The sequence below is a fragment of the Saprospiraceae bacterium genome, assembly GCA_026129545.1.
Lineage (GTDB): Bacteria > Bacteroidota > Bacteroidia > Chitinophagales > Saprospiraceae > M3007.
This window is the reverse complement of sequence record JAHCHX010000001.1, coordinates 2,215,760-2,239,650: the sequence shown is the minus strand read 5'-3', so window position 1 is coordinate 2,239,650 and position 23,891 is coordinate 2,215,760. Positions and strand designations below refer to the sequence as shown.

Here is a 23,891-nt window from a genome sequence, read left to right as displayed (position 1 = left end):
TACAAAAGTCAGGAGTTTCATTTTTCGAGCGACCCTTTTTTGCCTTTTTGCTTAAAAATGACCTTTAACGGCTTCTTAATGCCCCTCAGCCAGCAGTACCCTCGCCACCAATACCGCCCCAAACACAATCAACAACAGCCCAATACCGCGTCGCACTTGCAACGTGTGCCGGGGTGTCAGGAAGCGACGTATCTGCTTGGCAGCGTATGCTTTCAGCGTATCCGTCGCTACGAGCGTGCCGAGCATGCCGCCAAAAAAGACGAGCGTTTGGGCGCGGCCCCAACCGTTCGGAATAAGCACCCCACCCGCGATGCCCAGCCAGAAAAAAACGGTGAAAGGATTGATGGTGTTCAGCAAAAAACCGCGCAGGAAATAGAGGAAGTATGATTTTATGTAAGGCGAGTTGTTTCCCACAGGTTGAAAACGAGCGGAAAGAGGCGCGTTCGAGGCGGTCGTGTTGCCCCATAGCAGATTGCCCAAACCAAAAGCAACCAACAACGCGCCGCCCGCCAGCCCCGCCCACAATTTGAAGCCAGGCAGGGCGATTAACGCGGCCAGCGCCTCCAAGCCCCACATCACCGCCACCACATACAGCACATCGCTCGTCCAGATGCCGCCCGCCACCGACAGCCCCGCGCGAAACCCGCGCTCGATGCCAGCCTGCAAAATGGCGAACAACAACGGCCCCACCATGAAAGTGAGCGACAGACCCAACAAGACTCCCTGAAGTAGCATATTTTTTTGGGCAAAAACTTAGTCAGCCTCCAAGCACAGAGGACTCAGCTGTCAGGCTTGTATACCTTGATTCGCTAGGATTTGTTAGATGAACATGCTCGATGTTCTTGATTTTTAGCAGATTGCGATTGCAGCCATGCCCAAAACCTAACGGCCCGAAGTATATGTTTTTGGCAGGATTGACAAGATTTGTAGGATAGACGAGGCGGCTTCGCCGCCAAAAATCCTGTAAATCCTGTCAAAATTCATTGTCCGATGTCCTACCTAAGTTTTTACTTTTTTTGAAAAAAGGCAGGCAAAGGTACAGTGAGAAATCGTTGGGAAAGACAGCAAGGACAGAAGCGCCGCAACACTTGGCTGGTTCTTGAAACCGCCCTCGTCTTGGAGGGCGGTTTGGCGAATTGACCGATTGTTGTACTTTCACCGCCGGATAATGGCCGATTCCGCCCTTTTTCTTTTTGAATGAACCCCGATTCCCCCAATTATTTCTCTATCGAGAAAGCGTTTTTTAAGGGCGGTGCATCTACTTCGCTCGAGTTCAATTTTACAGAAAAAATTGGCCTCTGTGCCAATTTGTTTAAATCCTGTTTCATGAATAAACAACTACTACTTTTTCCCGTACTCTTTCTTCTCTGCCAACACGTTCTTATTGCCCAAGTAGCCCCACCTTGCCCGACACCGCCACCTCCCGGCGCGGAAGCTTGCCCGACGGCTTGCGTCTATTGTGATTTTGACGGCTACATGGGCATCAATAACGGCACCCCCTCAGGTGGCAACACCGTGTGCGGCCAGATTTTTATCCACAACGACCAGTGGTTTGGGTTCGTGGCAGGCACACAATCCATCACCATCAATATCGCCACCAGCAACTGTCAGGCGGGCAACGGCTTGCAGGCAGCTTTTTTTAGCAACTGCCAAAGCGATGCCCTTACTTGCAACCCCGGTTCGGCAGGCGGCGGCGGGCAGCCCCTCATACTCACCTACAGCAACTTCGTGCCCGGGCAGACCTACTTCCTGATGGTGGATGGTTGGACAAACGACGTGTGCAACTATGAGATAGAAGTGCTGGACGGCTCGGTCTCGCCACCAGCGCCCGCCGCGCCGTCGGCCCCCGAAGGCCCCACTCAAGTATGCCCCGGCGCGGTAGTGGAATACACCATCCCGCAAGTGGAAGGCGCCGGCTACTACACATGGACAGGCCCTCCCGGCTCCAGAATCAACGGCACCAACTCAAACACGTTGACGCTGCCTGCACCCAATGGAAACACCGTCACAATCACCTTTGGCAACCTCGGCGGCACCGTCTGCGTCCGCGTAGGCAACGCTTGCTTCCCCCCGCAGCAGGCTTGCATCACCGTGACCAATCAGCCCATACCTCCCACCATCAAACCCAAACTGACACTCTGCTATCAAGACCTGCCCTTCTTCTGGGACGAGCAGCCCTACAACATCATCAACAACCCCGGCACTTACAACCTTCAAAGCACTCCTTACGATTCATATCTTGGCTGCGATAGTATCGTGCGGCAAACGGTCGAGATTAAGTTCCCGATTATCAGTAACATGGGAATACGGTATATCTGCGAAGGGCAGTGCTTCGAGTTCAATGGCAATAGTTACTGCAACGCAGGCGGCCCGTTTAGCGAAACCTTACAATCGGTGGACGGATGCGACAGCGTGGTGCAATTCACCATCGTGAAAGTGCCGGCCGTGGCGAATATCGGCGGAGCACAAACCATTGATTGCAATAGCCCCGCCTTGACACTGAACAGCACCGGCTCCACGACAGGGCCTACGGTGACGTACACTTGGACCAATGCTGCTTGGACAACCATTGGCAACCAATCCACTCAAAATGTAAACATGACTGGCACCTATCACCTCATCGTGACCAACAACTTTGCCGCCGCCGGCTGCAAGGATACGGCCACAGTCGTGGTGCCGGGCAATACCGTGCCGCCGGGCGCCACAGCATCAGGAGGCAACATCACTTGTTTGGCAAGCTCAACCACGCTGCAAGGAAGTTCACCCACCTCAGGGGTCAATTACCTCTGGGCAGGCCCCGGCATCACACCCGCCAACCAAAACCAGCAAAACCCCAGCGTCAATCAAACAGGCACCTACACCCTCACCGTCACCAATCCCGTGAACGGCTGTACCTCCACGGCTACTGCCACGGTGACGGGTGACGTGACGCCGCCAACGGCCAGCGCAACCGGCGACACCATCAACTGTCTCCAATCAACAGCCACCATCAATTCAAGCACCAATGCGCCAACGCCGAGTTACAACTGGGCCGGACCGGGTATCAATGCCGGCAATCAAAACGTAGCCAACCCCAACGTGACCCAGCCGGGCAACTACACCGTGACCATCACCAACACAGGCAATGGCTGCACCAGCACGGCATCGGCAACCGTCATTCAAGACACGGACATCCCAACCGCCAATGCGGGAAACGACCAGCTCATCACTTGCCTGCAAAGCAGCGTCACCCTCAACGGCTCAGGCAACGCTGGCGGCGCGCCCGCACAGTTCTTGTGGACAGGCGCAGGAATCAATGCCGGCAATCAAAACAACCCAACCCCGACGGTCAATGCGGCAGATACCTACATCCTCACCGTGACCAACTTGACCAATGGTTGTTTCAAAAAAGACACAGTCGTGGTGACCTCGAATATCGTGTTGCCCTCCGTGGACGCCGGCAATGACCAAACTCTTACCTGCGTCCTCACGACCGTCACTATTGGTGGCAACAACTCGTCGCAAGGCCCCGACTACTCGGCCACTTGGACAGGACCCGGCATCAATGCCGGCAACCAAAACCAATACAACCCGCAAGTAAGCACGCCGGGCACCTACACCCTCACCATATCCAATGCGGCCAATGGCTGCTCTGCCAGCGAAACAGTCGTCATATCGCAGGATATAGCGGCACCCTCTGCCAGCGCAGGACCTGACCAAATGCTTACCTGCTCGTCGCCCAATGGCATTGTGCTCAATGGCTCTGGCACCCCTGCGGGCATCACCTTCTTGTGGAGCGGACCAGGCATCGGTGCCAACAACCAAAACTTGCCCAACCCAACCGTCACCGTTCCCGGTGATTACACCTTGCAAGTGACCAATCCTGCCAACGGATGCACGGCAACCGACCAAGCGACGGTCACGCAGGATGCCGATGTGCCTTCGGCCAATGCTGGTCCTGATTTGGTGTTGAATTGCACCGTCAATTCGGTGAATATAAATGGCTCTGGCTCGTCTTCCGGTCCGGGCATCACCTACCAGTGGAGCGGGCCGGGCATATCCGGTGCCAACGCCACAGCCCAAAGCCCTTCCAACATCACGGTGCCGGGTACTTACAATCTGACCGTGACAAACACCACCAACAACTGTTTCAATACAGATGTCGTAGTCGTTTTGCAGGACATCACACCGCCTTCCGCTTCGTCGGGTGGCAATTTGGTTCTCAACTGCTTCAACAACGCGACGGACACCTTGGATGCCTCCGCATCCAGCACAGGGCCTAACTTCACTTATCTGTGGAGCGGCCCGGGTATCACACCTGCCAATCAAAACGAAGTAAAACCAGTCGTGACCGTGCCGGGAGTTTACACAGTTGTTGTCACTAACACGGACAACACTTGCACCGCATCGGCACAGGCGACCGTGACCGACGACCTCACACCCCCCAACGCCATTGCTGGCCCAAACCAAACCATTGACTGCGTGACGACCTCCGCCACGCTTGGCGGCAACTCTTCCTCCGGCCCCAACTTCTCTTACTTGTGGACAGGGCCGGGCATCACACCAGCCAACGCGACCTTGGCACAGCCCGTCGTCAGCGTGCCCGGCACCTACATCATCGTGGTGTCCAACTCAACCAACGGATGTACTTCCTCCAACTTTACCATTGTGAATACCAATGCAGTTTACCCTGCTGCAAGCGCGGGCGCCAATGGATTGCTCACATGCGCCCAGACAAGCTATGTGCTTGATGGCTCTGGCTCTTCCTCTGGTGCCAACTTTCAAACCCAATGGAGTGGGCCGGGCATCAATGCGGGCAATCAGAACCAACTCACGCCCAGCGTCACCCAACCGGGTATTTACATCCTGAGCATCACAAACACAACCAACTCCTGCGTCTCGACCGATACGGTCGAGGTCACGCAAGACATTGTGACACCTGCCGCCGCCGCAGGCCAAGATTGGATGCTCAACTGCCAAACGACCAATGTCACCCTTGATGGCAGCCAATCCGCGACAGGGACCGACATCGCGTACCTTTGGACAGGGCCGGGCATCAATGCAAGCAATCAAAACCAACAAAGCCCCAACGTGACTCAGCCGGGCAACTACGTCCTTGTGGTGACGAATACCAGCAACGGCTGCACAGCGCAAGATGCCGTCACCGTCAATCAAGACATCGCACAACCCACTGCTGACGCAGGAGCCAGCTTCACCCTGACGTGTGCCCAAAACAGCCGCGCCATTGATGCCTCCGCCTCCAGTGTGGGCAACAACTTTGAGTATCTCTGGCAAGGCCCCGGCATCAACACCGGCAACTTCAACGTGCAAAACCCAGTAGTGGCCGATTCTGGCACATACACCCTGCTCGTCACCAACATCGTGAATTTCTGCACTGCCACTGCCCAAGTGTATGTGGCGCTCGACGGGGATTTCCCGGTGGCGAATGCAGGTATTGACCGAACATTGACTTGCGCGATTGATACCTTGCTGCTCGATGGCTCACAATCACAGACAGGCCCCGGCATTACCTATTCTTGGACAGGCCCCGGCATTGTGGCAGGTCAACAGAACATGATGTCGCCGCTGATTCACGCAAGCGGTGCCTACACGTTGGTCGTGACGAACACCAACAACGGATGTTCAAAAATTGACGTGGTCAACGTGAATGAAGATTACGTTCCGCCCATTGCCAATGCGGGCCCCGACCAAATCATCACTTGTGCGAACAGCACAACCGGGGTCTCGCTCAATTCAAGCGCTTCCAGCAGCGGGCCTGATTACGCCATTCAATGGTCAGGGCCAGGCATCACCACCGCCAATCAAAACCAACCCAATCCCGTCGTGTTGGTGCCGGGCAGTTACACGCTGCTCATTACCAGCAACCTGAACGGCTGCACCAGTTCCGACCAAGTCACCGTCAATCAAGACCAAAACCTGCCAACCGCCAGTGCTGGCACAGACCAAACGCTCACCTGCGATGTGCAGAGCGTTACGCTGGATGGCAGTGGCTCGTCCGCTCCCGGCGGAGGCATCATCGTTTATGAATGGTCGGGGCCGGGCATTGCTGGCAACAGCAGCGAAGTAAAGCCCAACGTCACGGTGCCGGGAATTTATACCCTTACTATCTTCATCCCAACCACAGGTTGCCAAGCTACCGACAACGTGGAAGTATTCTTGGACAATGTCGCACCTGTTTTGACCGTCAGCACAGACACCATCACCTGCGACGCCCCCCAAGGCACCTTGAGCGTGACCAGTTCCCTTCCCAATACTCAATTCTTGTGGTCTGGAATCGGCATTAACCCCAGCAATCAGAACCTCGCCACCTTGCAGGTGGGCGACCCGGGGCTTTACACAGTTGTCGGCACAGCGCCCAACGGATGCACTGCCACTGCTACCACCACAATGGCTGTGGATGCCAATTTCCCCGAAGGGGCAGCGGAAGGCACCGAGCTCAACTGCTTTAACAACGGAGTGGCGCAAATCGGCGGCACCGTCGTCACCCCCGGTGCCACACACTTCTGGACAGGGCCGGGCGGCTTCCAGTCCAATGATTTGGTCGTCACGGTGACACAAGCAGGCGCCTACACCTTCAATATCGTGGCACCAAACGGCTGCGTGCGTCCCATTCCAGTGACGGTCACGCAAAACTTCACCAAACCACAGGTGAACGCCACAGTGCCGCAGTTGCTCAATTGCAGCATCACCTCCGTCACCATCAACACCGCAGGCACTTCCATTGGAGGCAATTTCACCTATCAGTGGACCACCTCGGATGGCAACATCGTTTCGGGGGCCAATGGCCTCAATCCAGTGGCTGACAAAGCAGGCACCTACAAATTCGTCGTCAGCAACAACCTCAACGGCTGCAAAGACAGCGTCACCGTGCAAGTAATCAATGACCCAGAGGTGCCAACGGCGTTTGACCTGTCTGTTCAGAACATTCTTTGCTTTGGCGAAGACAATGGCGCCGTTCGCGTCAACAACGTGGTCGGCGGCACCCCGCCATTCATTTTCACCTTCGACGGCGGCGCTACGGGCAACCAATACACCAACCTGACCGCTGGCAATTACACCATTGCCTTGGTGGATGCCAACGGCTGCAAACTGGATACCCTCGTCACCATCACCGAACCCGGCGAATTGGTCGTGGAACTCGGCGACGACATTGAGGTGCAACTCGGCGAATCCGCTACCGTGTTGGCACAGATAGCCAACGAAACCCCCATCGAGTCCATCACTTGGAATTATGCGCCCGGTTGTGACTCGCTCGGCACGGTACCGTGTCTCGAATTCACCTACGCTCCGCTCGAATCGTATCGCCACGTCATCACCGTGCGCGATGTCAACGGCTGCGTCGTGCGCGACCAAGTCATCGTGAAGGTGCGCAAAGACCGCCTCATCTACGTTCCCAACATCTTCAAACCCAATAGCAACGACCCGCTCAACTCACTCTTGATGATACACGGTGGGACAGGCGTGGTGAAAGTGCACAAATGGCAAATCTTCGACCGTTGGGGCAGCTCCGTGTTCGCGGTGGCCGATTTCCCCACCGACGACCCAACGTTTGCTTGGGATGGTCGAGTGAGAGGTACGGAAGCCCATACGGGGGTATATGTCTGGTGGGCCGAAATAGAATTCCTCGACGGCGAGGTGGAATTGTTCAAAGGAGATGTGACAATCATCCGATAAGAGACGCTTGCGCCGACGATTACGACTCACAGCCTCTCCATGTATACCTTGCGCAGCCAAGTTTTGGGCATACCTGCAATCGCAATCTGCTCAAAATCAAGGGTATCTATCAAGAGCACCTGATAAATGCGAATCAAGGTATATTTTGGAGGGGCTGTGGGTTTTACAGACCATGTTGCTTGGCGCTGCTGTGTCAAATTTTTTGACAACTATACCCAGATTAAAGAGAATTTGAACCTGCCCATTGGCAAGGCAGGGATCCCCTTGATTGATTTGTATGATTTTCAAAGGATTGCGAGCGCCGTTCGTTCAAAAACACCTTGTCAGACCCTGTACCCAGGGCTTGCACGGCCAAGTGAAGCGGATGGGGCTGATTTGCGTTGACTATCAATGAGAATTTTGCTTTGCGTCTTTGCGACTTCGTGGCAAATTTGAAAATGCCCAGCAGTGTGGCCACGGTGGTGTGATAATCGTGCCATCAGCATACATTTGCCGGGTCAAAAGCCCGACGATATCATGCCCTATCGCAACATCCGACTGCATCCCTTGCTCCGCCTCATTTACTTTTTGTTGCGGGTGTTGGGGTGGTTCGGTATCACCGTTTTTTTTCGACGTCGCTTGGTGCTCGGCGCGGAAAACTACCGATTCGACGGCCCGGCCATCGTGGTGCCCAATCATCCCAGCACCCTCATGGACGTGTTCAATCCCGGCATGCCAGTTCGTCAGGAAATGTTTTTTTTGGCCAACTATGGCCTCTTCAAACACCCCGTGAGCAATTGGTTGCTCACGCGACTTTTTTGCATCCCCGTGAAGCGCCGCGAAGACGTGGAAGCAGGCGAGGAACGCAACAACGCCGCCGCTTTCAAACAGTCTTTTCAGCATTTGGAAAAAAACGGCGTGTTGTTCATCGCCGCCGAAGGCACCAGCTGGATGCACCGATGGGTTCGTGATTTCAAAACGGGCACCGCGCGCATCGCCTTCGGGGCAGAAAGTCGGAACAACTGGAATTTGGGGGTGAAAATCATTCCCATTGGTCTCACCTACGATGCCCCGCATCTGTTCAGAAGCCAAGTAGTGGTCCATTGCGGCCAGCCCATCTGGCCCCGCGATTGGGCGGAGGCTTGGCAACAGAACCCGGAGCGGGCCGTGCAGGATTTTACCAACGAGCTGCAACGCCGCGTCGCCGCGCTGACCGTCCACACCCGCGATGAAAAAGGCGAAAAATTCATTGGCCGGCTAGAGGAAATATTGAAAAACGAGCATCCCAACGCTTTGAAGGCCAATTTTTTCAAACTAAAACATCTGGCAGAAACACGCCTTGACGACACAGCCCTCAACGCACAAGTCAAACACTATTTCCGCAGGCTCTCCGCCACTCGGCTGAGCGACTTAGGCGTGCGAGCATGGGTGTCGCCCAATCGAGGATGGCTCACGTTCGCAGACACTTTCTTGCTGGTGGCTGGGTGGGTGCCATATATGGTGGGCTATGCGTTCTGGTTCCTGCCCTGCTATTTGCCTTGGCTGCTCAACAAAAAACTCGACCTATACATAGGTTATAGCTCCACCGTGAAAATGCTCGCCGGACTCATCACCTTCCCCCTCGCGCTTTGGGCGGCATATCGGTTTGTGCCGACTTGGCTGGGCTGGGCGAGTGGACAGTGGGCGCTCCCCTTACTTCTCGTTGCCCTTGGGTTCTTTGTCGAGCGATACACGGATGTCGCGCGTCGCGCTTGGGAACGTTTCAAGGCGGGGCGCTACGCGACGGCCAAACCCGAAAAGTTTGAGACCCTGACTGTGTTGCGTCGAGACATTCTGACGACGGTGACAGAGGCGTAGTGCTCGCCCGCCTCATTCCTTCCCTTTGCTTCTGCCCTCCCCGCGAGGGTCTTACGACCCCATGCTGTACCTCGCGCCGCCAAGTTTTGGGCATGGCTGCAATCGCAATCTGCTCAAAATCAGGTGCATCAATCATGCTCATCCGACAAATCCTAGCGAATCAAGGTATGATTTCTGCCTCACCTTTGCGGCTTTTTTGGTGCCGCTGTTGGCGTCCCCGCCAACAGCAAGCGGCGGAGTGAGATGTCAGGCTCAGCAGCCATTTCGCCGCTCCATGCTGACTAGGATGCGAACAAGGGCAGAAGCTGTGCTAACCTTTGCCCCACCTTTGGCGGCTTTGCCAACCCTTTTTTCACGCACAATGTCGATTCTAAGAAAATTTGGTGCCGCTGTTGGCGTCCCCGCCATAGGTGTACGGAATGTTGGAAAAGATGCTTTTTGTGTACTCTACGTTTGTCATTTTGTAAAAATCTGTCCATGTTACGAAGGGAAAATCCCTGCGTTTTGCTCGTTTTAGAGCGGGCAGATGTTTACAACATGACAAAAAAGCAGAGCGCCCATACATTCCGTACAGTAGTGGCGTCCCCGCCAACAGCAAGCGGCGGAGTGAGATGTCAGGCTCAGCAGCCATTTCGCCGCTCCATGCTGACTAGGATGCGAACAAGGGCAGAACTTGCGCTAACCTTTGCCCCACCTTTGGCGGCTTTGCCAACTCTTTTTTCACGCACAATGTCGGTTCTACGAAAATTTTCGTAGAAAAATTTGCAACTACGAAATACTTCGTAGAATCTTTGCGTTCGTATCGCGCAATTGCCAACGGACACAAACGCTTTTCAACCATGCCAATCAACAAACCAACCGATTCCGAACTCGAAATCCTCCACATCCTTTGGGAGAAAGGGCCGAGCACTGTGCGCACAGTGAACGACCTCCTGAACGAACGGCGCAAGAGCAACGCCATGGCTGCTCGCAACGTCGCCAAACCCAAAGAATCCGCTGGCTACACCACTACGCTGAAACTGATGCAAATCATGTTTGAGAAAGGGCTGGTGAGTCGTGAGGAAGATGGGCGCACACACGTCTATGCGGCTGCGGTGCGAGAAGAAGACACTCAATCGCTTCTATTGCAGCAGTTTGTGGACAACACTTTCCGGGGCAGCGCTGCCCGGCTGGTGATGCAAGCCCTCGGCAGTCACGAAGCCAGCTCGGAGGAGCTAGACGAAATCAAGTCGCTCATTGCCCAACTCGAACAACAACAGCCTAAATCATGACCATGAACCTCTTCGCATCAGACGCGATTGTCCGCGCCCTTGGCTGGACGCTTGTCCACTCCCTTTGGCAAGGCGCTCTGGCGGCCCTTGCGTTGCTCCTTGTTTTGTCCCGTCTGAAAAAGGCAAGGCACCGCTATTGGGCATCTTATGGAGCGATGTTGATGGTTTTTGCTTCGGGGCTGGCCACCTTCGCATGGACTTGCCAGCCTCAAACGCGAGGTGCCGTCAGCGAGGTTTTTTCAGAAAGTCGCCCACCGCTGGGTCCCTATTTCGTCTCGGAGGCACTGTTAGCGGAGCCAGTTTTCTGGCAAGCAATCACCCAGTGGCTGGAGTCGAACCATCCGTTCGTCGTGGCGGTATGGCTGCTCGGCTTTGGGTTTTTCTTGCTGCGCTTGGCAGTCGGGCTTTGGCAAGTGGGTTATTTGCGAAAGAGCGGCATTCCGCTTTCGGATATTTGGGAAGAAAAAATGGCTGTGCTCGGCACGCAGCTCGGCATTTCGAGGCCTGTCCGCCTGCTCGAATCGGCGCTCGTGCACGCACCGATAGCCATAGGTTGGCTCAAGCCAGTCGTTTTGTTGCCCATCGGGTTGGTCAATCGTCTCAGCCCAGCCGAGGTGGAAGCTGTGTTGGCGCATGAGCTGGCACACATCGCCCGTCGCGATTGGCTTTTCAATCTTGTTCAAGCATTCATCGAAACCCTCTTTTACTATCACCCCGCAGTCTGGTGGATGTCGCAAATCATTCGCCACGAACGCGAAAATTGTTGCGACGATGCGGCTCTGGCCGCCACAGGCGACCGATTTGCTTTCGCCAAGGCGCTGGTGCAAGTGCAGGAAATGGCCAAACCAGCACCGGCATTGTCCCTAAGCATGAATGGAAAAAGCCGACCACTCCTCTTGGAACGTGTGCGGCGCATCCTGAACCAACCACAACAAAAGTCACAAGTCATGGAAAAATTCACAGCCACCCTCATACTGCTCGCGCTGCTGACGTTGGTCGGCATCAGAGCCAATCACGCCCCTTCGCTCTCCTCAGCCTTTGCTCAAATTTCAACATTCCCAGCCACGTTTTTCAACGGACTGGTTGCGGAAAGCCCCGTTGCCAACGACACAGTGCCCAAGCCCCAAAGTGTCCGCAAAATTGTGCGAGAAGACGACAACCAGCGCGTGGAAGCCGAATTCCAAGATGGCCGCCTGACTCGCCTCAACATTGACGGCAAGGAAATCCCGGCCACCGAATTTGACCAACACCGCGCCCTCACGCACGAACTGCAACGCGAAGCCCCCATGCCACCAGCCCCGCCCATGCCACCCGGTGTGTTCTTCTACCCCCCCGCCCCCGATATAAAAGGCTGGGTACCCGCCCCTCCCGCGCCCCCCGCCCCTCCTGTCCCGCCGCGTGTGTCCGCTAGCAAAGACGAGGCAGGCAACACGATAATCATGCTGGAGCGCAACGGCCACCCGACGGAAATCAAAGTCGTGGATGGTCAGGTGCTGGTGAACGGCACCCCGCTAAAAGATGGCGAGTCGCTCGACCTGCCCAATAGCTCCAACGGTTTTTTCTATTGGAACGGCGACGACGGCGACAGCTTCCATTTTGCGCCGGGAGCGGGTTTCAGTTTGAGAGGGCTGGAAGGATTGAATGGTCTGAGCGGGTTGGAAGAGCTTAGATATTTGGAAAACCTCGACGATTTTCCGCATTTTAAAATTTCCGACGAAGACCGTGCGCTCTTGTTGGAAGAGCTGGCACAATCGCGTGCGGAATTGGAGCGCGCCCGCGCATCGCTGCGCGAATCCATGAAAGAACAGAAGCGCCAGCAAATGGAGGAAATGAGAATGATGCGCAAGGAGTGGCAACAACAGCAGGAGGGCTGGAAAAAGGAACAAAAAGAATGGGAAAAGGCGCAGAAGGAGTGGGCAAAAGACATGGAAAAATTAGCGCGTGAGGAAAGACAGGAAGCTAAAGCGTTGGCTGCCCACTCCAAACAGATGGGCCAAGAACTCAAAGCCGAGCTCCTGCGAGATGGCCTTATCTCTGACCCCGCGAATTTTCAGCTCCAACTGTCGAACACCGAGCTGCGCGTGAACGGCAAAAAACAGTCCGATGCGTTGCATCGCAAATATCTTGAGTTTTACCGCGCCAAAACGGGTAGAGATTTCGGGAAAAATGGCAATTTCCACTGGAACGAGAGCAATTGAAGGTGCGTCGAAGGCGATTAAGAGGAGGCCGTCTCACAAGTTTAAATTTCGACAGGATTGACAAGATTTACAGGTTTTTTTTACCCGAAAAAGGGCGCGAATCTTGTCAACCCTGTCAAACAAACATCACTTATGAGACGGCCTCTTGTTTCCGACGCGCTGAGAGGAGTGTTATTCGCGCCTAAGTTTTGTTTTTTCGATGTACAGGCCCACCGCCCGCACACCGGGTAGCGAATCGCTGCGCATGAACTGCTCCAAGGTGATGACGTATTCGCCGGCCATGTTGAAGTAGGCATTGTCCTGCAAAAGGCTGCGCACCCGGCAGCGTTGACCGGAGCATTTCCCTTTCGACTCGCCCTTTTCGTCGAACAGGTCGAACGAGCGCACCTTGCTGAGCCGTTGGCCGTCGGGGAAGCGCGTGTGGAGGCGCAGGTAGATGTTCTGGTTGGGGAAAGTGTCGGCATGCTCAAAATCCGCGTACATATTGTAGAGCTGCGAAGTGTCGCTCACCGTGAAAGAAAAATTGAGCGTGTCGCGGTAGGTCCACACGCCGTTGGGTATTTCTTTTTTTTCCTCGAAAAAGAGATGCTGTTCGCAGGCGGTTTGCAGTAGGGCGACAGCGGCAAGGATGGCTAAGCGGACTGACATAAAATAGACTTGTGGCGGTTTACTCCTTTTTTTCACACGAAATAATAATGGCGGGCGGGATATTCAGTGGTACCAATTCAACATCCACATTGCCAAATACCCGGCGGTAAAAATGAATCAGCAAGGGCGAATAATGGAATTGGATGAAACGCCCCTCGGTTCTCAACCACCGCCGACATTCAAGGGTGATGCGTCGGGTAAGCGGCTCTGGCAGCACTACAAAGGGAATGCCGGACACGATGTAGTCCACCTTTTCCACATTCAGTGCCTTGAAATGGCGCCCCATGTGTTCTGCCGAATCATGGATGACCAGCAAACGCGGGTCGTCGAAGGTGGCGCGGATTTTTTCCACAAAAATTTCATTGATTTCAAAAATCACCAGCCGCGAATCGGGGCGCAGGCGTTCCAAAATGTAGCGTGTTATCACCCCGTCGCCGGGGCCGAGCTCCACCACCACGGATGCCTTTTCGGGATTTATCTTGGCCACGATGGCTCTGCACAAAAACCGAGAGCTCGGTGCCACGCTTCCCGTCAAGCGCAGGTTGCGAATGCTTTCTCGGAGAAAATCGAGCCGTTGGTAGAGCGGTGTTTGTTGCAAAAGATTCTATCCTCTAATGTACGCCGCAAGGTCAGGATACTTTTTCAACAAACCCACAGCTTCGGCTTTTGAAATCCGCATCCCGTCAATGAAGGCCACCACGGATGCTTCTTCGAAGCCTTGTTTTTCAAGCTCGCCTTTTAGTTGCGCAGCTTTGGTGTGTTGCTTGAACAATCCCGCAGAGTAGCGATAAATGCCCGTGCCGGGCTGGCTTTCTATCATCACATCATCGAACATCGAAAGCGCGTCGGTTGTCAGTATTTGGCGCGTGGAGGCCACGTCCACTTTATAGAACAAGCCTTTGGTGTTTTCGTCAAAAATCTTTGCTGCCGGGGCTGCCATGAGCTCGGAAACCTCCGGGCGCTCCGTTTGCACCTCTATCGGCAATTTGTCGTTCAAAATGGCAAAGGAAATCTCGATGCGGCGATTCATGGCAGCGGCAGCCGGGTTGGGTGTGGCTCCCACGACCGTTCGGACGAAGGGGTATTGGGAGCCGCAGCTGCGCAGCAGCACGCGCCCTGCCGGGATGCCGCGCTCGGTGAACGCCTTGCCCACCATTTCGGCGCGTTTGATGCCGTAGTACAAGTCGAATTTTAGGGCGCTCGTCTCGTCTGTATGCACCGTGACAAATACCGTTGCTTGTGGCATGAGGCGGGCAAGCGCCACTGCGTCCTCCACGATTTTCATGTTCGCGGGTGTCAGCACATCTTTGTCGGTATTGTAAAAAAAAGCGGGAATGACGGCGGCGGTGGTGGTCGCAGGCTCGGTTTTTTTGGCGGCAACGGTCTTACTCTCCACCTCCCAAAAGGAGGCTGGCTGGCGTTCGCTGGTTTGTGTCGCCAACGGTTCTTTGAAATAGGCCACATAGATGTCGCGCTCGCCGTAGCTATCCAAGCGGTCGGAAGAAAAGTAGGCGATGTTTCCGTCGGGCGAGAGGCTGAAATGGGCATCGTCGCCGGGTGAGTTGATGGGTGGGCCGAGGTTTTCGGGTGCTTGCCATGCCAGCTGCTCGTCGTTGTAAACCGCTTTGAATATATCCAACCCACCGATACTTTCCGTTCGATTGCTGCTGAAATAGAGCGTGCGGCCATCGGGGGCGAGGAAGGGATTGGTCTCGTCGTAGGGAGAGTTGATGGTTGGCCCAAGGTTCTGCGGCTCCGTCCATGCGCTATCGAGCAGAATCGTGACGAAGAGGTCGAGGCCGCCTTGCCCGCCCGCCCGTCGGCTGGCGAAAATCAGGGTGGTGTCGTTGAAAAAAAACGGAGCGCAGTCGCCTTCCTCCGGTCGCATAGGGCTGGCAAAAACAGATGGTTCGACGGCATATTCGTCCTTCACCCCTGCCGTATCGGCCAAAATATCGCCGCTGTATAGGGTAAACCCTCGAAAATAGTAGAGCACTTGGCCCTTGCTGCCAAAACTCAGCGCCACCTCGTAGCGGGGCGTATTGAGCAGGCTGCCAAGTGGCTTTGCCTCGCTCCAGCCTTTGTTGGTTCGGTTGGAAAAGAACATATCGCTGCACCAACGCCCCGTCGCCGAATCAGCCAAGCCGGCATCGTTGCGCTGTCCGCCGTTGCAGCCTTGGCGGGCGGCGGAGAAGTAGAGGCGGTTGGCGTGGTTGGGCGAAAGCAAGGGGGCGAATTCGTCACCTGAGGTATTCACCCGGTCGCCCAAGTTCTCCACTAATGCCACCTCGTCGTTGGGTTGGATGGCCATGCCTGTCACGCATCGGCGGATGTGGTCGGCTATACCCGCTCGCAGCGGATGTTTGTCGCCACAGACGCGCAGGAAGGCTTTGTAGGCGGGGACAGCTCTTTCAAACTCGGACTGCCCATGCAGGGTGCGGGCGAGATAGAGGAAGAGGTCGGCATCGCGGCTGTTGGGGTTTTGCTTGGCCACATATTCGAGGAACTGCAAAGCCTTGTCGGGCTGGTGCAAATGATAGTGCGCGATGCCAAGTTTGGTGAGCACGGTGGGGTCGCCGGGTTTTTCTTGCTGGTATTGGGCGAGCAGCGCCTGCGCATCGGCCCAGCGTCCGTTGGCGAAGGCTTTTTCGCCGTTTTTTTTCAGTTCGGCTGCTTTTTGAGCCAATAATGCAGGCAGCACCAAGACGAGAAGGAGAAAACAAAAAACGCTGCGCGACCAAATCATGTGCTTTTTTTGCGGCAAAAATAGCGTTTCTGACGGGAATGACGGCGGAACGCCCACGGAGCAAAGAAGACCCTGTTAAAACAGCGTTAAAAATGACACGCCGATTTGCGATGCGGTTGGCCGAGCGCCTAATTTTACATGGCTTTTTTCTTGCTGAACCCACCCAGTATTCACCATCAAATTTGATAGACTATGAAGCCTCGTTTCGGTCTTTTCCTGCTGGTTGCCGCTCTGTTTTTCTCCGCCTGCAACCGACGAATGATATATCGGCCAGCCCCCGTCCAGCCCGACCCTTCCGACTTGATTTACACGCATGGCATTCCTGCTTTGCGCACTTCTATTCAGGGGTGCGAGGTGGTGGCGGAACTCAGTTCGAGGGGCGAACGCGACATGAATCTCAACCTCTACATTCGAAATCACAGTGACTCGATTTTTACCTTCCGGCCCGACCAGGTTTTGGTGCACGGATACAATTCGGCACGTCAGCGCGTTCCCTTTCGCGTGTTTGGCGCGGAAGAGTATATCCGATGGAAGAACACGCGCGATGCGCTCATTGCTGCTGGCGTGTTGGTGGCTGCGGTGGCTACGGTGATTATCGTGCACGAAACGACTGGCGGCAGCAGCGCAGGAGGGGGCGAAGGTTATCGCTATGCGTATAGTGGCGCGGATTTCGCCTATGACCTCACTTGGTGGCTGGCTTGGACGATTCCGAGCGTGGCTGCCGAGCCGCTGCCACCGCCTGCTTACTCGCCCGATTTGCTGCTGCGCGACCACACGCTCTATCCCGGAGAGGCGGTGCAAGGCATCGTGAAGGTGCGGGCCAATCCCGAATACAAGCGCAAAATTTTGGTGGAAGTGCCCGTAAACGGGGCTTATGCCCAATTTGTTTTCGACCGCCAGCAGCCTTATCGGCGTTGATGGGTACACCGTGTGCGAATTTGAGGATGTGCCACGCGAGGTCTCTACGACCCCACGCCAACGAGCGTCTTTAATCTGTGTATAATGTGATAATTTCCACAAAAGTTGTTCGTCGGTATGTCGTCAGCCTTGCGCTTGCAGGGCTGACGGTGTTTTTGGGATATTTTGCCCGGAGGGCTGACTTTGGGGTTTTCATGGCTGCTTTTGGAGCCATGTTTGGCCTTTATCTGTGGGTTGTTTTTGTCCCACGAAACGCTTCGCCCGATGGGGAGCGCTGGTATGTCGGGCTGGGCATCGCCTTGCGGGTGTTGTTGTTGTTCAACATTCCGAATCTTTCCGACGACTTCTATCGCTTTTTGTGGGACGGCTACTTGACGTTGGCGGGCATTCACCCGTTTTCCCATCCGCCGATTTATTTTTTTGAAAATCGGATTTTCCCGTTGGGCATCACGCCTGAGTTGTATGCCCGGCTGAACTCGCCGGAGTATTTCACCGTCTATCCGCCTGTGTGTCAGGCGGTATTTGGGCTGGCGGCATGGGGAAGTCTTGGCAATTTGTGGGGTGGGCTGGTGTTGATGAAAGTGTTTTTGCTGGCTTGCGAAATTGGGACGATTGGGCTGCTTGGGTCTGCGTTCGGGAAGTCGCCCGGGCCCCGGGCATGGTCGCCCGCGCTGCTTTACGCGCTCAACCCGCTTGTCATCCTCGAAATTGTGGGCAATTGTCATTTCGAGGGGGCAATGATTTTTTTCTTGCTCGCTGGCCTGCGGGCGCTGAGGCAAGACGAGGTGAAACGAGCGGCCGTATGGTGGGGATTGGCTACTGCTGCCAAGTTGTTGCCGCTCATGTTTTTGCCCATTGTGTGGCGATGGCTCGGCTGGCGGCGGGGTTGGGTTTTCGTGGTTGTTTTTGTGGGGAGCGTGGTCGTGTTGTTTGCGCCGTTGTGGAGTGTGTTGCCGAATATCCTGTCGAGCCTTGATTTGTATTTTCGCCAGTTTCAGTTCAACGCGAGTTTTTATCACGTTTTCAGGGCGGCGGGAAACTGGTGGAAGGGCTACGAAACGGGCCGATGGGTGGGGCCGATGTTGGGGTTGGCGACGGTGGCGGGGGTGTTGGCGACGGCATGGCTCACCCCGCGTTTCAGGTCGTCGAAAGGGCCCTCGGTGGAGGGCTTGTGTCAGGCCCTGCTCGTTGCCCTGGTGCTCCACCTCTTTTTTTCCGCCATTGTGCACCCGTGGTATGTCGTCGTGCCTTTTGCGATGGGTTTGCTGACTCGCTGGCGATTCCCTCTTTTGTGGTCGGGTTTGGTGGCGTTGTCATATAGCCACTACGCGGGTGGTTTTTTCCGAGAAAATTATTGGCTTATCGCGTTGGAATACCTCGCGCTGTGGCTTTTTTTGTTTTGGGAAATTAAGCACCGTGACAAGCATGATAGTGGTCATTCCTTGCCGCTCTCTCCCACAAAGTAGTCCTCCCGATTTTTGAAAAGCAGGTTGAAGCTCGTCATGCTGCCGTAGCATCGGGTGATATATTGCTGAAGGTTGATTTTGTCTTCCTCGTCGAGTTTTTTGTGCGCGTTGATTTGCTGTTCCAGCACGCGAAGGCGGTCGCGCATCATCACGATTTTGTGGAAAAAGGTGTCAATGGGGATTTCTTTGGGCTGAATGCCCTCGGCTTGGAGTATCATTTTCCCATTCTTCCAGCGGTCGCCAAGCGGCACTTTTTCGAGGCTAATGGCTGACCAAGCGCGGAGGATACGAATCAGGGATTCTTCTGCTTCGGTGAACGTGACGGATTCCTCTGTGGGAATGTGCTCCACGATTTGCCAGCCAGCGTAGTCTTTTCCGACCATTTTGAGGCCGAACTGGGTGAAGCAAACTTCATAAGCAGCGACGTGCAAGCGCACGACCACGCCGTCGCCGAAAGCCGGGTGTTTGACCCTTGAACCGATGCCGAGTAGTTCCATGTGTGAGTTTGTAGATTTGTTGATTATGCGATGTATCCCCCTATTCAGGCGGTGATTTGAAATCACCGCCTGAATAGGGGTCTGCTTCTTTTGTCTGTCTGATGAGGCGCATCACCACTATCACCATGAAAAGCGAAACGAGCGCAAAAAACCATGGCACTTGGATGTCTTTTTCCCAATCTATGGTGGAGACTTCTTTGCTGTAAAGGTATTGGCCGACGACCTGAAGGCCATTGTTGAAAAAATGCGCGATGGCGGGCACCCAGAAATTTTGTGTTTCCCAATACAGCCAGCCGAGCAGAAAGCCCAATAACAGTCGCGGCAAAAAACCATCGAACTGGAAGTGGAAAAAGCTAAACACGGCCGCCGATATGGTCAGCGCGCTCCACGGGTTGGCGATGCGACGCATGAGCTGTTGCTGCACCACGCCGCGAAAGACGATTTCCTCGCCCAGAGCGGGCAAGAGCGCGATGATGAAAAGGTTGGCCCACAGTTCGGTGGGGCTGTCCATTCGGAGCAATCCTTTGAGCATGGTCTCGGTTTGTTGTTGGGCTGTTTCAAAACCATCGGGGAAGGGTACCAATTGGTTGAGGTTGAGCAAAAACAACACAAGGGGGATGGAGGAGGCCATGAGCAGAACGGTCAAGCCGACCGTGAGCGGATTGGGCGAACGGCGCACCCGCAAATAGTCGCGCCAGTCGGGGCGGATGCCTGTGATGCTGCGGTAGAACAACCAGGCGGTCAGAAAGCCTGCTGCCAAAAAGACTAAGAAATGCCCCAGCCCTATTTCCCATCGGGCCTGCCAGCGCATGGCTATCGGCGATTCGGGCGTGAGGGTGGTTGCGGTGTCCCATCCTGCGGCTCCGGCGATGAGCGCAAATGTGCCCGCGCCTAGCAGACACAATAGTGCCTGCACGACGAGTACTGTCCGCACATTGGGCTGTGGCGGGCGGTAGGCGGCAGGCTCGCGTTCGAGGGGAGCGTCTGTTGGGTTTATTTCCATGCGCGACGATTTTGCGCCAAAGGTAAGGAGAGGGGTGGTTAATGCGAGTGTGGGAGGAGCATTGGTTCTGTCAAATGCCAGCGGGGGCCACTTGTGGTTGCCCCCGCTGGTATTGAGTGACTTTCCGTGTGCTCGTCCTATCTTATTTTGCCCCTTTCAGATATTCTTCCACCAGTTGTTTGTAGTAAGGCTTGAGGGCCGGGCTTACGGTGCGGAACTGCTCGATTTCGGCGCGGCGTTTTTTCAGGTATTCCTCCAAGGCGGGCGGCATTTTGGCAGGCTGTTGCTTGGCGGTCTCGGCTTGGCGCTGCTCGTCCTGCTCGCGTTCGCGCTCGGCTTTTTCGTGTTCGAGCAGGCGCGTCAGGATGTCTTGCTGGCGCTTGAGGGTCTCATTGTTGAGCCGCTTGTTCACCAAGTCAATCTCTGTTTTGTTCATTTCCTCCATGAGTTCTTCGAGCATTTTGTCGCCTTTGCCTTGCTCCATTTTTTGCTTCTGTAGCTCGCGGAGGGCATTGCGCAGGGCTGCTTGCTTGGCGGCCATTTTGGCGAATTCCTCACTGCTGGGCTGGCCGCCTTGGTTGGGTTGGCCGCCTTGGCCGGGCTGGCCGTTGCCCTTGTTTTTTTCTAGGCGCTCTTTCAGTTCCTGCATGATTTTGTTGAGGTCTTCTTGGCCCTTGCTGATTTTGTCTTTGGGTGCTCGGCCTTTGCCTTCCCCTGATTTGTTGCCGGGTTTTTGGCAGGCTTGGCTACCCGGCATCATGGCGCTCATTTGTTGTTGCATCTGCTCCATGACTTCGGAGAGCATGAGGGCGAGGTCGTTCAGTCCTTTCATGCTGCGTTGTTGATGCTCGGTGGCGATGTTGACGCGGCGTTCCTCGAGCTCGTCGAGGCTGTTTTTGATGGCGCCTTTTATCTCGGTGACTTTTTCGTTGATGATGCTTTCCATTTGGAAGTTGCGGCTGGCAAGTGCTTGCAAGCTGTCTTCCACGAGTCTGAAATCATCTTTGATTTTGAACTGCTGTTGTGCCAGTTCTACGAAGCGCGGTGTGTTGACGGTGGTGGCGGTGACGTCCTTCATGGTTTGTTCTTGATTGAAGGATAGGCCCACGAGGTTTTCGAGCAGCTGGCGGAGGGCTTTGAGGTCTTCTTCCATTTGCTCCATCTCGCCCGATTGACTGTTTTGCTTCATCTTGTTCGCCATGTTCTTCATTTTATCGGCAGCGGACTTTTGCTTTTTGCTTGCGTTCTTTTTCTGCTGCTGGCCGATTTGCTGTTTGGCGTCTTGCATGTCCTTCTTCGTGTCCTTCATCTCCTGTTTGTTGTCCTCTATTTTCTCTGGGCGCTTGAGTTCCTGGTTTTTCTTTAGGAGCTCCTCCATTTTCTTCTGCAACTCATCGAATTTTTCGTTCAGCCCCTGTTGTTCTTTTTGGAGTTGCTCATCGCTTTTTTCGCCCTTGTCGGTTTCTTCGGAGAGTTTTTCCTGCTCTTTGGCGAGTTCTTCCAGTTGCTGTATTTGTTGTTCGAGCAGGTGTTCCACTTCGAGTTGCTTGTAGAGCTCTTGGAGGCGCTCGAGGTCTTTCGACACGTCTTCGCTATTGAGTTGCATTTGCTCCATTTGCTCGAGCATTTGCTCTTTGTTCATTTCTTGGAGGAGTTTTTGGATGTCCTCCATGAGTTGCTTCATTTCTTCGGAGATGGTTTCTTCGAAGAGTTTGTCCAATTGCTCTTGTTTTTGCTGTTGTTCTTCGCTGAGTTGGTTGAAGTCTTTTTGTTGTTCCTTGTTTTGGTCAAAATTTCGCTTGGCATCTTCCAGCTGTTTTTGCAGCTCTTGTTGGCGGTTGAGGAGTTTTTCCATTTCCTTGCGGGTCTGCCAGTCCATTTCTTTCTTTTGCAGCACTTTGTCGCGCAGTTTCTTCAATTCTTCCTGAATTTTCAGGCTTTCTTTAAGCGCCTTGTTGAGGTCTTTCTTTATTTCCTCCGAATTGGCCGCTTGCTGTTCGCGGAACTCGTTGAGGGTGGGCATACGGTATTGCATGAGGTTGGTGCGGGCGCTCTTGGAGCCGTTCACGCCGTCGTTGTCGAACACCTCAAAGTAGTAAGTGACTTCGTCGCCGGGTTCGAGGTTTAGGTTGCGCACGTCCCATGTGTATTCGTACTGGACTTGCTTGCCGGTGGGCTTTTCTATTTTTACGGTGTTCATGGGCAACTGACCGCCGCGTCCTTTTTTGATTTGATAGTTGAAGGTCAAATTCAGCAGGCCGTAGTCGTCGGAAGCGTCGCCGGCGAAGAAGGACATTTTTAGGTTGGCGCTGTCCTTGAACTCTTCCACTGAAATTTGCGGGTGCAAATCGGGGATGACCGCGATGGTGTAAGCCACCGAATCTGCGCCGTTGAGCAGGGCGTTGCTCAGATAGACTTTGTAGGTCTCGTCTTTCATGGCGCGGCGGCTGAACTGGAAGAGTTGGTCGCTAAAACGTTTGGCTTCCGTGTCGGGGGCATTGCCGAAGCGCAGGGCCAGTTGGTCGGTGTGTTGCGCATTGAACACCCAACCGATGTTGGTGCCTTGCGGCACTACCAAGTCGCCCACGTTGGACAGTTCTTCCGTTGCGCGACCGATATAGTCGGGGAAATTGAGTTTGGTGCTGAATGACAGGATATTTGGCTTTTTCAGTACTTCCAGTGTGTAGTCGCGGCTTTCGATGCCGCTGGAAAACAGCCTGAAGTCCGTGTCTTTTTGCACGTTCGCAAACTTGTAGGAAAATTCGTTGGCGGCTTCTTTGGTCAAGCGGTATTGCACGTTGCCGAGGTTGATAAACACTTCGTTGGGCAATGCGGAGCCTTCCACTTTCACCTTTAGCAGAAAGTCGGAAAACTGCACGGCCTTGAGGCTATCGGTCTGCACCAAGAACTTGAAGGGGGCTGGTTTTTCAAACTTGGTGGTGCTGTTCCACAGGCGCATGGAGCCTTCGCGGATGATGTTGGGGGCGCCCAGAAAGAGGAAGAGCAACAACAACACGGGCGGCAGGGCATAGCGCAGGTATTTGCGGTTTTTGCCCAAATCAATGGCAGCGGTGAAGGGGACGAGTTTGATTTCCTCGCTTTTCTGGTTGATGCTGGCATTGATGAGGTCGGCGTAGATGGCGTTGTTGCTTTGATGCTTTAGCTGGAGGATGTTCAGCAGCTTGTCCTTCACGTCGGTGAAATGCGCTCCGATGATTTGTGCGGCTTGTTCGTGACTGATGACTTTGCCCAAATGAAAATAGTGCATGAGCGGGAGGGCCACCCAACGATATAGCGCCGCGCCGCTCAGCAGCGCGAATCCCCAGAAAAGGAATGTGCGAACGCCGGTGCTGAAGTATAGGTAGTACTCTGCGACATTGAGCAGGATGAACAATCCCAGCACCGAGCCAACGGTGTAGAGCGCCCCGCGTAGCAGCTGATTGATGTAGAACTTGCGGATGAAAGCATCCAGCTTTTCGATGAGAAGGGAATAATTGTCTTTCAGCATATTATTGTGTCGTTAGCAGGCATTGGAGGTCATTGGCGGGGGGCTATTAAAGTCATTTGTTGCTGGAAAGGCTGCGATGACTTTAAATTGCCCCACAATGACTTTTATTATCCTTCAAAGGTTGTT

Annotated in this window: 14 protein-coding genes; 7 read left to right on the top strand and 7 right to left on the bottom strand. The window is 54.5% G+C overall.

The genetic code is table 11. From position 1 onward, the window contains the following. Positions 1 to 75: 75 nt before the first annotated feature. Positions 76 to 735, bottom strand: a complete 660-nt coding sequence (locus KIS77_08560) for a LysE family transporter (GenBank protein ID MCW5922381.1) — start codon at positions 733 to 735, stop codon at positions 76 to 78. A gap of 591 nt (positions 736 to 1,326) precedes the next feature. Here KIS77_08560 and KIS77_08555 point away from each other — a divergent pair. The 5 genes from KIS77_08555 (at position 1,327) to KIS77_08535 (ending at position 12,979) form a co-directional block, all read left to right on the top strand. Continuing rightward, the gene (locus tag KIS77_08555) at positions 1,327 to 7,674 is read left to right on the top strand and encodes a gliding motility-associated C-terminal domain-containing protein (GenBank protein ID MCW5922380.1); all 6,348 of its coding nucleotides are present in this window, start codon (positions 1,327 to 1,329) and stop codon (positions 7,672 to 7,674) included. 126 nt (positions 7,675 to 7,800) lie between these two features. Then, complete coding sequence (locus tag KIS77_08550; protein ID MCW5922379.1) at positions 7,801 to 8,058, top strand: hypothetical protein; 258 nt, start codon at positions 7,801 to 7,803, stop codon at positions 8,056 to 8,058. Positions 8,059 to 8,190: 132 nt separating this feature from the next. Beyond that, positions 8,191 to 9,510 carry a 1-acyl-sn-glycerol-3-phosphate acyltransferase gene (locus KIS77_08545; GenBank protein MCW5922378.1) on the top strand — a complete coding sequence of 440 codons (1,320 nt, stop codon included), beginning with the start codon at positions 8,191 to 8,193 and terminating at the stop codon, positions 9,508 to 9,510. An 839-nt stretch (positions 9,511 to 10,349) separates the two neighbouring features. After that, positions 10,350 to 10,781: a BlaI/MecI/CopY family transcriptional regulator gene (locus KIS77_08540; protein MCW5922377.1), complete on the top strand. Its 432-nt coding sequence runs from the start codon at positions 10,350 to 10,352 to the stop codon at positions 10,779 to 10,781. Next, a complete protein-coding gene (locus KIS77_08535; GenBank protein MCW5922376.1) occupies positions 10,778 to 12,979 on the top strand; it encodes a M48 family metalloprotease in 2,202 nt (733 codons plus the stop codon). Before KIS77_08540 ends, KIS77_08535 begins: the two co-directional genes overlap by 4 nt. A 171-nt stretch (positions 12,980 to 13,150) precedes the next feature. Here KIS77_08535 and KIS77_08530 read toward each other — a convergent pair whose 3' ends face one another. The 3 genes from KIS77_08530 to KIS77_08520 are packed head-to-tail and all read right to left on the bottom strand — an operon-like array spanning position 13,151 to position 16,373. Next, the gene (locus tag KIS77_08530) at positions 13,151 to 13,627 is read right to left on the bottom strand and encodes a gliding motility lipoprotein GldH (GenBank protein ID MCW5922375.1); all 477 of its coding nucleotides are present in this window, start codon (positions 13,625 to 13,627) and stop codon (positions 13,151 to 13,153) included. A 19-nt stretch (positions 13,628 to 13,646) separates the two neighbouring features. Beyond that, positions 13,647 to 14,225: a methyltransferase domain-containing protein gene (locus KIS77_08525; protein MCW5922374.1), complete on the bottom strand. Its 579-nt coding sequence runs from the start codon at positions 14,223 to 14,225 to the stop codon at positions 13,647 to 13,649. A 6-nt stretch (positions 14,226 to 14,231) separates the two neighbouring features. Beyond that, entirely contained in the window at positions 14,232 to 16,373 is a 2,142-nt protein-coding gene (locus KIS77_08520) for a PD40 domain-containing protein (GenBank protein ID MCW5922373.1), read from the bottom strand. 192 nt (positions 16,374 to 16,565) lie between these two features. Here KIS77_08520 and KIS77_08515 point away from each other — a divergent pair, with 192 nt between their 5' ends. Continuing rightward, entirely contained in the window at positions 16,566 to 17,291 is a 726-nt protein-coding gene (locus KIS77_08515) for a hypothetical protein (GenBank protein ID MCW5922372.1), read from the top strand. Between the two features lie 86 nt (positions 17,292 to 17,377). Continuing rightward, positions 17,378 to 18,757: a DUF2029 domain-containing protein gene (locus KIS77_08510; protein MCW5922371.1), complete on the top strand. Its 1,380-nt coding sequence runs from the start codon at positions 17,378 to 17,380 to the stop codon at positions 18,755 to 18,757. On the opposite strand, the gene KIS77_08505 is transcribed toward KIS77_08510, so the two are convergent. The 3 genes from KIS77_08505 to KIS77_08495 form a co-directional block, all read right to left on the bottom strand. Then, positions 18,727 to 19,254, bottom strand: a complete 528-nt coding sequence (locus tag KIS77_08505; GenBank protein MCW5922370.1) for a hypothetical protein — start codon at positions 19,252 to 19,254, stop codon at positions 18,727 to 18,729. The genes KIS77_08510 and KIS77_08505 overlap by 31 nt on opposite strands. A gap of 40 nt (positions 19,255 to 19,294) precedes the next feature. After that, the gene (locus tag KIS77_08500) at positions 19,295 to 20,257 is read right to left on the bottom strand and encodes a CPBP family intramembrane metalloprotease (GenBank protein ID MCW5922369.1); all 963 of its coding nucleotides are present in this window, start codon (positions 20,255 to 20,257) and stop codon (positions 19,295 to 19,297) included. A gap of 142 nt (positions 20,258 to 20,399) precedes the next feature. Then, positions 20,400 to 23,765: a DUF4175 domain-containing protein gene (locus KIS77_08495; GenBank protein MCW5922368.1), complete on the bottom strand. Its 3,366-nt coding sequence runs from the start codon at positions 23,763 to 23,765 to the stop codon at positions 20,400 to 20,402. Positions 23,766 to 23,891: the final 126 nt, after the last annotated feature.

Coding starts and splice junctions, on each gene's coding strand:
- KIS77_08515 (MCW5922372.1), top strand. CDS start 16,566: ATGAAGCCTCGTTTCGGTCTTTTCCTGCTGGTTGCCGCTCTGTTTTTC.
- KIS77_08530 (MCW5922375.1), bottom strand. CDS start 13,627: ATGTCAGTCCGCTTAGCCATCCTTGCCGCTGTCGCCCTACTGCAAACC.
- KIS77_08520 (MCW5922373.1), bottom strand. CDS start 16,373: ATGATTTGGTCGCGCAGCGTTTTTTGTTTTCTCCTTCTCGTCTTGGTG.
- KIS77_08535 (MCW5922376.1), top strand. CDS start 10,778: ATGACCATGAACCTCTTCGCATCAGACGCGATTGTCCGCGCCCTTGGC.
- KIS77_08560 (MCW5922381.1), bottom strand. CDS start 735: ATGCTACTTCAGGGAGTCTTGTTGGGTCTGTCGCTCACTTTCATGGTG.
- KIS77_08545 (MCW5922378.1), top strand. CDS start 8,191: ATGCCCTATCGCAACATCCGACTGCATCCCTTGCTCCGCCTCATTTAC.
- KIS77_08540 (MCW5922377.1), top strand. CDS start 10,350: ATGCCAATCAACAAACCAACCGATTCCGAACTCGAAATCCTCCACATC.
- KIS77_08550 (MCW5922379.1), top strand. CDS start 7,801: ATGCGAATCAAGGTATATTTTGGAGGGGCTGTGGGTTTTACAGACCAT.
- KIS77_08495 (MCW5922368.1), bottom strand. CDS start 23,765: ATGCTGAAAGACAATTATTCCCTTCTCATCGAAAAGCTGGATGCTTTC.
- KIS77_08500 (MCW5922369.1), bottom strand. CDS start 20,257: ATGGAAATAAACCCAACAGACGCTCCCCTCGAACGCGAGCCTGCCGCC.
- KIS77_08505 (MCW5922370.1), bottom strand. CDS start 19,254: ATGGAACTACTCGGCATCGGTTCAAGGGTCAAACACCCGGCTTTCGGC.
- KIS77_08555 (MCW5922380.1), top strand. CDS start 1,327: ATGAATAAACAACTACTACTTTTTCCCGTACTCTTTCTTCTCTGCCAA.